This is a genomic window from Streptomyces sp. NRRL S-495, assembly GCF_000966955.1.
Taxonomy (GTDB): Bacteria; Actinomycetota; Actinomycetes; order Streptomycetales; family Streptomycetaceae; genus Kitasatospora; species Kitasatospora purpeofusca.
Genome location: NZ_JZWY01000129.1, coordinates 1 through 9,225 on the forward strand (window position 1 = coordinate 1; position 9,225 = coordinate 9,225).

The following is a 9,225-nucleotide window of genomic DNA, read 5'->3' on the forward strand; positions in this document are numbered from 1 at the left end:
ACGTCGAGCAGGACGAGGTGCAGCTCCCGTCCCTGCCGGGCGGCCTCGCGGGCCAGCCAGCGACGCATCCACGCCCGGCTGCCGCAGTCGTGCACCAGCAGCGGCCCGCCCCGGCGCAGCGAGCGGCGCAGCAGCCGGAAGTGCTCCAGCCGGGCCCAGGGGCGGTAGACCGCGTACGGCAGGCGGTCCGGCATGACGGCGGCGCAGGCCTCGTGCACGGCGCGCGGGTCGACGGTCACGGCCTGCGGCGCGCGGGCGGACCAGCGCCGCAGCAGGGTGCTCTTGCCGCTGCCGGGCAGCCCGGAGACGACCACGACCGCGTCGGCCGGGTAGTGCACGGCGAACGGCTCGCCGGCCACGCCTCGCAGGTCCACCGGTCCCCGCGGTTCCATCACCGCCTCCGCCGTCCGGCCCGCGCCCGGCGCGACCGCCCTCGCTCCGCCCACGATGGCCGACCCGTCCATGCTGCTCACCCGTCCCGTCCGTGCCCGACCTGGAACGATAACAATCCACGCCGCCCGCTCCCGCCACGGTTCCCGGCCCCTGGTCCCCGTTGCCGGTCCGGTGCGCTCCGGAGGAACATGACCGGATGTCCAATATCACCGTCGTGATGCTCAGCCCCGGCTGCTGGGCCGACGACACCGACGCCGTCGCCGAACTGAACGCCCGCCTCGATCTGCTCGGCCCCGACCTGCCGGGGCGCTGGGCGCTGCGCGACCTCGGCGCGCGCGCCGAGGCCTGGGGCGGCACCAAGAATCCGCCGGCCTGCTACGGCGCGGCGTTCAACCACCTGCCGCTGGACGACTTCCTCCGCATCGTCGGCGAGCTCACCTGGACCGAACCGGAGGCCTTCCAGTTGTTCGTGATGACCGAACAGGACGACCGGTACCAGGTCCTCTCCCTGGCCGAGCTGCGCGCGCGGTCCGCCGCCGCGGACGTCTGACCGCCGCGGACACCCCGATCGCCCCGCCCGACCCCGGCGACCCCGGCGACCCCGGCGACCCGCCCGACCCCGGTGAGCCGCCCGAACGGCCCAGCCCGATGGCGGCGCCCGCGACCCCAGGTCCTATGGTGGTCGCCGTTCATGATGCACCGTCAGATTTTCGGTCGCCGGGACGGGTGGAGGGCTCTACGTGACGGAGACGCTGCGGGCCGGGGCGGGTGGGGCGGATGCCGGGACGGCGGACGCGACGCACACCGGGCAGGTGCTGGCGGGGCTGGCACGTGATCCGGGGCGGGTCGCGCTGCGGCACGGGGCGCGGTCCCTGACGGCCGCCGAGTGCCTCGCCGGGGTGCACCGGCTCGCCCGGGGCCTGCGCTCCACCGGGCTGGGGCGCGGCGACGGTGTCACCCTGCTGGCCGGGAACCGGCCGGAGGCGCTCCTGGTGCGGCTCGGCCGCCAATCTGATCGGCTGCCGGGTGGCGATGCTCCCCGCCGACCGGCCGGTCGCGGAGCTGATCGCGCTGGCCGGGTCGGCGGGGACCGACGCCTTCGTGTTCGACCCGGAGGGGTGCGGCGCGGCGGCCGCCGGGATCGCGGCCGCGCTGCCCTCGGCCCGGCTGCTGGCCCTCGGCCCCGGCCCGCTCGGCACGGACCTGACGGCACTGGCGGAACCGCTGTCGCCCGCACCGGTGGCGCCCCGGTTCCGGCCGCAGGACGTGATGGCGATCCGGTTCACCGGCGGCTCGACCGGGCGGCCGAAGGGGGTGCTGCGCCGCTTCGCCCGGCCGCCCCGCCCGGAGCTGGTCGCCGGGTCGGTGTTCCTGCTCTGCACGGCGCTCTGCCACGGCGGCGGGGCGACGGCCGACCTGGCCCTGGCGGCGGGCGGCACGGTGGTGCTGCAGGACGGCTTCGCGGCGGCGGAGGTCCTGGCGGCGATCGAACGGTACCGGGTGACCCGGGTCTACCTTCCGCCGCACCTGCTGTACCGGGTGCTCGACCACCCCGCGCTGGCCCGGACCGACACCGGCAGCCTGCGCCGCGTCACCTACACCGGTTGCCCGGCGGCACCGGAGCGGCTGGCCGAGGCCACCCGCCGGCTGGGCCGGGTGCTGCACCAGACCTACAGCCTCACCGAGTGCGGCCCGGTGACCCGCCTCACCCCGGACGAGCACCTCGACCCCCGGCTGCTGACCACGGCCGGGCGGCCGCTCCCCGACACCGAAGTGCGGATCCTGGACGAACACGGCCGTCCGCTGCCGACCGGCGGCGTCGGGCGGATCTGGGTGCGCACGCCGACCGCGATGCAGGGCTACTGGCGCGACCCCGGGTCGACCGCGAGGGTACTCCGGGACGGCTGGCTGGACACCGGCGATCTGGGCGCGCTGGACGGCGCGGGGTATCTGACGGTGGCCGGGCGGCACGATCCGGTGGCGATTGTCGACGCGCACAACGTCTTCCCCCGGGAAGTCGAGGGGCCGCTGCTGACGCACCCGGCGGTGCGCGAGGCGGTCATGTTCACCACCACCGACCGGGACCGGCTCCAGCACGCGCACGCCGCCGTGACAGTGGCCCCCGGCAGCGGGGTGACGGTGGCGGAGCTGCGCCGGTGGGTGCGGGAGCGGGGCGGGCCGCTGTGCGAACCGGCGACGATCCTGGTACTGCCGGACATCCCGCTGTCCGGGACCGGCAAGCCGGACCTGGGCGCGCTCCGGTCCCTGGTGCCGGACCCGGCCGACCCCACGGCACCCGCTGCGGCCACTGCCCCCACTCCGCCCACTGCAGCCACTGCACCGGAGACGGCGGCAACGGGGGCGCACGGCCCGGCGTAGCGCGCTGAACGTGCTTCGGCCGCCCGCGTGCACGACCGTGCGCGCGGGCGGCCGGCAGGTGGAACCGCCCGTGGACGCTCGACCTCGTCGGCCGGTCTGCCGATATCCCCGGCGGCACCCTCTCGCGCCGTCCCCTGGAGGCATCTCCCGTGACCTGGCTCCGCGTCCTCACCGCCCTCGGCATCCTCGCCGCGGCGGCGAGCGCCCTGCTCGTCTTCGCCCTCTGCACGGCCGCCGGCCGGGGCGACCGCATCGACCGGGGCGCGCCCGGCAGCGATCTGCGCTCGGAGGCCGAACGCTCCGGGCTGATCCGCCGCATGGGCGGCGGGAGCTGACGGTCGGGCGACCCGACCCGCTCCGCTCCGACCATGGGGTCACCGTAGGCATCACCGTCGACGCAAGGACACGATGTGTCCTATGGTGAACACGGTGTCCTGCCGGGCCTGCCCGGCACACGACACCAGGCCGCCGCGCGCCGCTGCGGCACGCCCCCGAACGAAGGAGCACCCCGGCCATGGCCGAGACCCTGACCACCGCCAAGGCGGACCTGGTCGACCTCGCGCACCGCAGGATGCGCACCGCGATCCCCGACAACGACTGGACCACCCGCCAGAAACTGGCCCTCACCTGCCGGATCCTCTTCGATGCCGGCCACGACTCCGGCCTGGCCGGCCAGATCACCGCCCGCGCCGAACAACCGGGCACCTACTACACCCAGCGGCTCGGCCTCGGCTTCGACGAGATCACCGAGGACAACCTCCTCCTGGTCGACGAGGACCTCGAGGTCCTGGAGGGCGAGGGCATGGCCAACCCCGCCAACCGCTTCCACAGTTGGGTCTACCGGGCCCGCCCCGACGTCACCTGCATCATCCACACCCACCCGCTGCACCTCTCCGCCCTGTCGATGCTGGAGACGCCCCTGGTCGTCTCGCACATGGACCTCACCCCGCTGTACGAGGACTGCGCCTTCCTGGAGACCTGGCCCGGCATCCCGGTCGGCAACGAGGAGGGCGAGATCATCACCGCCGCCCTCGGCGACAAGCGGGCCCTGCTGCTCGCCCACCACGGCATGCTGGTCGCCACGGGCGGCGTGGAGGAGTCCTGCACCCTCGCCGTGCTCTTCGAACGGGCCGCCCGGCTCCAGTTGCTGGCCTCGGCGGCTGGCCGGATCCAGGAGATACCCGCGCCGCTCGCCAGGGAGGCTCACGACTGGACCTCCACCGCCAAGCGCAGCCAGGCCAACTTCGCCTACTACGCCCGGCGCGCCCTGCGGGCCGGCCACGGCGACGCGATCAGCGGCGGCACGGTCAAGAGCAGCACGACGAACGGCGCCATCGTCCGCACGACTCCCGAGGGCGGTGCCTGAGATGGCCGGACTCGCACTGGAGGGGATCATCGCCTACCCGGTCACCCCGTTCGCCCCGGGCGGGGAGGGCGGTGTGGACGGCCGCGGCGAGGGCGGCGTGGACACCGACGCCCTCACCGCCCTGGTGGACCGGCTGATCGACGCCGGCTGCCACGCGATCGCCCCGCTCGGCTCCACCGGCGAGAGCGCCTACCTGGACGACCAGGAGTGGCACACCGCCGCCGAGGCGGCGCTCGCCGCGGTCGCCGGCCGGGTGCCCGCCGTGGTCGGTGTCGCCGACCTGACCACCCGGGGCGCGGTCCAGCGCGCCCGGTTCGCCGAACGGGCGGGCGCGGACGCCGTCATGGTGCTGCCGCAGGCGTACTGGAAGCTCGACGAGCGCGAAGTGGCCGGCCACTTCACGGCCGTGGCGGACGCGGTCACCGTCCCGGTGATGCTCTACAACAACCCGGCCACCAGCGGGGTCGACCTCTCCCCCGAGCTGATGGTCTCGCTGGTCCGGCGGGTGGAGAACATCACCATGGTGAAGGAGAGCAGCGGCGATGTGCGGCGGATGCACCGGCTCGCCCAACTCACGGACGGTGCCCTGCCGTTCTACAACGGCAGCAACCCGCTCGCGCTGGCGGCCTTCTCGGCCGGCGCGGCGGGGTGGTGCACCGCAGCGCCCTGCCTGATCCCCGGCCCGGTCCTGGAGCTCCACCGCGCCGTCCGGGCCGGTGAGTGGGACCTCGCCCTGGATGTCTTCCAACGCCAGCTCCCGGTACTGGAGTTCATCCTGGGCGGCGGCCTGCCCACCACGGTGAAGGCCGGTCTGGCCCTGCTCGGTCTGGACGTCGGCGGCCCGCGCCGACCGCTGCTGCCCCTGGACCCGGCCGGGACCGCCCGTCTCGCGGAGCTGCTCGCCGCCGCGGGCTGAGGCGCCGGGAGCGCACCGGCCCCGGTGGCACCGCGGCGGCGCCGGGGCCGGTGGGTCAGGGCAGGGTCGGGACGTGGTCGGCCGGACCGGACGGCTCGTCGTGAATGACCACGAGGACCGCGGCGGGCCGGGCGCCGGTGGAGCGGCAGCGGTGCGGCAGGGCGGAGTTGAAGTACACGCTGTCGCCCGGCCCCAGAGCGACGGTGCGCTCCGGGAACTCCAGCTCGGCGGTGCCCTCGTGGACGAAGAGGTACTCCTCCCCGGCGTGGGACTTGAACGGCGGGTCGGCGGGCTCCGTCGGCGGGTGCATCATGAACGGCACCATCCGCTTGTCGGTCAGTCCGGTCGCGATGCCCTCGTAACGCGTGTCCCCCGGGCCCGTCCCGGCACCCATCGGGGTCCGCTCGTCGGCCCGGACCACGGTGATCAGTTCGGGCTCCACCTCGTCCGAGAACAGCCGGCCGACATCGACGTTCAGCGCGTGCGCGAGCTTGAGCGCGGTGGAGATCGACGGGTCGCTGAGGCCGCGTTCCACCTTGGAGAGATAGCTCTTGGTCACCCCGACCCGCTCCGCCAGCGCCTCCAGGCTGAGCCGGTTCTGCTTCCTCAGCACCCGCACCCGGCTGCTCATGTGCCGCCCCTCACCACCTGCCGCCGCGGAATGGACCGGTCCAGTATCCCACCCGGGCCCGGTCGCCCCGGACGGGCCCGCGCCCCGGGTTCCGAAGGACACGCCATAGGCTCGGTCCTTCCGAGCAGAGGGACGGGTGAGCCGAGTGGGCAGGTGGGAACGGGCGCTGGACGCGGCCGGGGTGCGGGAGCCCGGGCTGCGGGCCGACTACGGGCGGCAGCGGCAGCAGGTGACCCGATACCGGCGCGAGGTCGCGGTGGCGGCCGGCCTGCTGCTGCCGGAGCGGACCGTCCCGCACGTGATCGCGGCGGCCGCGTTCATGCACCGGACCGACACGCTGCTCGACAGCGGCCCGCTCGCGGAACGGCGGGCGGCCGCCGACCGCTGGCAGCGGGAGGTGACCCGCGGCCTCGCCGAGGGCCGGACGGACGACCCCGAGCTGCGGCCGCTGCTGCACAGCGCGGCCGCCCATCCCGAGCTGCGCGACCGGGTCCTGGACCACCTCGCCGCGGCGGAGGCGGATCTCGACTTCACCGGGTTCGACACCGAGGAGGACTACCAGCGCTACGTGGACGGGTACTCGCTGCCGGGCTTCATGGTCGTCGCCGCGCTGCTCGGCCCGGCCGGCGACCAGTCGGCCTACCGCGCCGCGTGCCGGACCTTCATCGACGGCAGCCAGCGGCTCGACTTCGTCAACGACCTCGCCGAGGACCTCGCGGAGGGCCGGCTGACCGTCCCCCGGGACCGGCTGGAGCGGCACGGGGTCACCCGCGCCGATCTGGAACAGGCCCGCGACCGGCCGGCGGTCCGGGAGCTGCTCGGCGGCCTGCTGGACGAGGCGGACCGCACCCTGGCCGAGGCCCGGACCGTGATCGGGCTGGTCCCGGCCGTCCACCGGCCGATGGTCCGCTGCATCGTCGGGGTGGAGCAGCTCACCGGGGCGGCGGCGCGCGCCGACCTCGGCGCGCTGCTGCACCGCTCCGCGAGCCCCGCCAAGCCCGCCGCGCTGCGCCTGCTCGCCCGGGAGTACCTCCGGTTCCGCCGGGCCGCCCGTCAGGACCGCCGCTGACGCTCCGGCCGCGGCGGAACCGTTCCGCCGCTCCCAGGACCCTCAGTGGCTCTCAGGCCCCTCAGTGGCCCTCCAGGTCGTCCGGGCGGACGGCGATGTGGTCGGGGGCCAGCTCGACCGCGACCCGGTGCTCCATGCCCAGCGCCTCCAGGAACTTGGCCGGGAGCTGGACCCGGCCGGTGCGGTCCAGCATCACGTACTCGGTCTCGTTGACCGACTCCTCGCCGTGCTCGTCGGTGAGGGTGCGGCGGAGCACCTCGCTGCTGGTGCGGCCGTCGCGGATGGCGACCGTGCGTCGGACCTCCCCGGCCACCATCGGGTCGTGGGTGACGATCACCACGGTGGCGCCGAGTTCGCGGTTGACGGTGCGGAAGGCCTCGAAGATGCTCGCCCCGGTCTCCGAGTCGAGCTCCCCGGTGGGCTCGTCGGCGAGCAGCGCTGCTGCTGGCCGCCGGACATCTCGGTCGGGCGCCGGCGGGCGAGTTCGCCGATCTCCAGCGCCTCCATCAGCTCGGCGACCCGGGCCGCCTGCTGCCGGGAGCCGGCACGCGACGACCGGCCGCCGCGCAGCTGCATCGGCAGGGCGATGTTCTCGGCGGCGGTGAGGAACGGCAGCAGGTTGCGGGCGGTCTGCTGCCAGATGAAGCCGACCACCTCGCGGCGGTAGCGCAGCCGTTCCCGGGGGGCCATCTCCAGCAGGTCGCAGCCGGCCACGGTGGCGGTGCCGGCGGTCGGCACGTCCAGCCCGGCCAGGATGGTCAGCAGGGTGGACTTGCCGCTGCCGGAGGCGCCGACCAGGGCGACCAGGTCGCCCTGCCGGATGGTCAGTTCGAGCCCCTGGAGGGCCTGCACCTCGACGCCCTGGGCGCTGAAGATGCGGACCAGCCGGTCGCAGACGATGGCCGCGTCCGCGCTGTGCGCCGCCGGGCCGGCCGCGGCGACGCGGGCGCGCTCCTGGAGTTCCTGGAAGGTGGGGGCCGGGGCGGTCTTCTGGTCCTGGGCGCTGCCGTTCACCGCGGTGCTCCTCTCGTCGGCTCGGGGCCTCGTCGTCGTGGGTGTGGTCGGCGTTCCGGGGGTGACCCGGCCGCGGCCGGACGCGGGTCCGGGATCGGGACAGGGCCCGGGATCGGGTCCGGACGCGGGTTGGGGCGGGAGGGTCATCGCTGGTCCCCCGCCCGCAGTTCGGTGGCGATCTGGCGGCGGCCGGCGATCAGCGCCTCGGCGACGACGCCCGCGGAGACGAGGGCGGCGAGGCCGACCGTCGGCAGCAGCACCGGCGGGACGGCGACCGGCAGCCCGGGCGCGATGCTGGCGCCGACCAGGATCGACAGGTCGAAGGCGGGCCCGAGCAGGGCGACCGCGGCCACCGCGACCAGGCCGCCGCCGACCGCCGCGACCAGGGTCTGCGGCAGCGTCTCGATCAGGATCAGGGTCAGGCCCTGCCGGGGCCGCAGGCCCATGGTGCGCAGCCGGGCCAGCAGCGCGGTGCGCTCGGGCGCGGCCCGGACCAGGGTGAGCAGGACGGCCAGCAGGGCGAGCGTGCCGGCCCCGAGGACGGCGGTCCAGAACAGCCGGGCCGCGGCGGACTGGAGCGGGTCGGCGGCGAGGGCGGCGCTCACCGCCGCGCTGGTGCGCACGCTGTAGCCGGGGGGCAGACCACCGTTGTCCTCGCCGGCCGCGGTGGGGAAGGCGGTGGCCCGCTCGGCGCCGGTGGCGATCTGCTCGCGCACCAGGCTCCGCAGCCGGTCCTGGTCGACCGGGCCGGTGGCCAGCCAGAGGTTGGAGCGGCCGAGTTCGGGCGCCAGGGCGACGGCCGGGCCGGCCGGCAGGACGACGAACAGCCGGTCGTCGCCCTGGAGCGCCGGGGTGCCGTCGACGGTTCCGGCGGTGCTGGTGAGCAGTTCCCCGCCGTTGGGCAGCCGGAGGCGGTGGGTGGCTCCCGGGCCGAGCTTGCGGGCGAGCGCGGTGGAGACCAGGGCGGGCACCGGGGCGTCCGCCGCGCCGGTGCCGCCGGAGAGCGCGGCCGCGTCGAAGGCGCCCCGCCCGAGCGAGCGGGAGATCTCCGCGTACGCGACCGGGTCGGCGACCACCGCGAAGACCCGGGTGGAGCCGTTGCCGTCGAGGACGAACACCTCGGTGTCGGCCCAGATCCGGGCGGAGGCGCGGACCCCGGGCAGCTTGGCGGCCGCGTCGGCGAAGCCCTCCGACACCGGGACGCCGATCGGGACCACCACCGAGGCGTCGCCGCCGACGGTGAGCCGGGCGGCGTGGGTGCGCTCGGTGTCGACGGCCCCGAGCACGGTGGAGCCGAAGCCCGCGGTGGTGACGGCGAGCAGCAGGGCGATCAGGGGCAGGACGGAGGGCCGTGCCCCTTCGGTGCTGCCCCGGGCGGCGCGGGCCAGGCCGAGGAAGCCGATGGCGCCGGGCCGCCGGGTGGCCACCCGGGCGAACGCGCCGAGCAGCAGCGGCTG

The 9,225-nt window shown here is 75.7% G+C and carries 9 protein-coding genes and 2 pseudogenes; 7 read left to right on the top strand and 4 right to left on the bottom strand.

Annotated features, from left to right (window positions below):
• Nucleotides 1-464 (bottom strand): AAA family ATPase (locus VR45_RS09280; RefSeq protein WP_159394154.1); only part of this gene is annotated, 464 nt, incomplete at its 3' end.
• A 125-nt stretch (nucleotides 465-589) separates the two neighbouring features.
• Between VR45_RS09280 and VR45_RS09285 the strand changes: the two genes are divergently transcribed.
• The 6 genes and pseudogenes from VR45_RS09285 (at nucleotide 590) to VR45_RS09305 (ending at nucleotide 5,054) form a co-directional block, all read left to right on the top strand.
• The gene (locus tag VR45_RS09285; RefSeq protein WP_045939201.1) at nucleotides 590-943 is read left to right on the top strand and encodes a hypothetical protein; all 354 of its coding nucleotides are present in this window, start codon (nucleotides 590-592) and stop codon (nucleotides 941-943) included.
• Nucleotides 944-1,205: 262 nt separating this feature from the next.
• Nucleotides 1,206-1,385: pseudogene (locus VR45_RS50510) on the top strand (AMP-binding protein); the annotation flags it as partial.
• On the top strand, nucleotides 1,345-2,772 hold the full coding sequence (locus VR45_RS50000) for an AMP-binding protein (RefSeq protein ID WP_286163151.1): 1,428 nt from the start codon (nucleotides 1,345-1,347) through the stop codon (nucleotides 2,770-2,772). The pseudogene VR45_RS50510 and the gene VR45_RS50000, both read left to right, overlap by 41 nt.
• A 149-nt stretch (nucleotides 2,773-2,921) precedes the next feature.
• Complete coding sequence (locus VR45_RS09295; RefSeq protein ID WP_045939202.1) at nucleotides 2,922-3,107, top strand: hypothetical protein; 186 nt, start codon at nucleotides 2,922-2,924, stop codon at nucleotides 3,105-3,107.
• A 179-nt stretch (nucleotides 3,108-3,286) separates the two neighbouring features.
• The gene (locus tag VR45_RS09300; protein ID WP_045939203.1) at nucleotides 3,287-4,138 is read left to right on the top strand and encodes an aldolase; all 852 of its coding nucleotides are present in this window, start codon (nucleotides 3,287-3,289) and stop codon (nucleotides 4,136-4,138) included.
• Nucleotide 4,139: 1 nt separating this feature from the next.
• The gene (locus VR45_RS09305) at nucleotides 4,140-5,054 is read left to right on the top strand and encodes a dihydrodipicolinate synthase family protein (protein ID WP_045939204.1); all 915 of its coding nucleotides are present in this window, start codon (nucleotides 4,140-4,142) and stop codon (nucleotides 5,052-5,054) included.
• 55 nt (nucleotides 5,055-5,109) lie between these two features.
• Here the strand turns inward: VR45_RS09305 and VR45_RS09310 are convergent, their stop codons facing one another.
• A complete protein-coding gene (locus VR45_RS09310) occupies nucleotides 5,110-5,685 on the bottom strand; it encodes an XRE family transcriptional regulator (protein ID WP_045939205.1) in 576 nt (191 codons plus the stop codon).
• 145 nt (nucleotides 5,686-5,830) lie between these two features.
• On the opposite strand from VR45_RS09310, the gene VR45_RS09315 reads away from it, so the two are divergent.
• A complete protein-coding gene (locus VR45_RS09315) occupies nucleotides 5,831-6,754 on the top strand; it encodes a squalene/phytoene synthase family protein (RefSeq protein WP_045939206.1) in 924 nt (307 codons plus the stop codon).
• 61 nt (nucleotides 6,755-6,815) lie between these two features.
• On the opposite strand, the pseudogene VR45_RS09320 reads toward VR45_RS09315, so the two are convergent.
• Together VR45_RS09320 and VR45_RS09325 are read right to left on the bottom strand one after the other, a co-directional pair.
• A pseudogene (locus tag VR45_RS09320) lies at nucleotides 6,816-7,654 on the bottom strand (ABC transporter ATP-binding protein).
• Between the two features lie 257 nt (nucleotides 7,655-7,911).
• On the bottom strand, nucleotides 7,912-9,225 hold a 1,314-nt coding region (locus VR45_RS09325; RefSeq protein ID WP_045939207.1), incomplete at its 5' end, for an FtsX-like permease family protein.

Coding starts and splice junctions, on each gene's coding strand:
- VR45_RS09285 (WP_045939201.1), top strand. CDS start 590: ATGTCCAATATCACCGTCGTGATGCTCAGCCCCGGCTGCTGGGCCGAC.
- VR45_RS09300 (WP_045939203.1), top strand. CDS start 3,287: ATGGCCGAGACCCTGACCACCGCCAAGGCGGACCTGGTCGACCTCGCG.
- VR45_RS09305 (WP_045939204.1), top strand. CDS start 4,140: ATGGCCGGACTCGCACTGGAGGGGATCATCGCCTACCCGGTCACCCCG.
- VR45_RS09310 (WP_045939205.1), bottom strand. CDS start 5,685: ATGAGCAGCCGGGTGCGGGTGCTGAGGAAGCAGAACCGGCTCAGCCTG.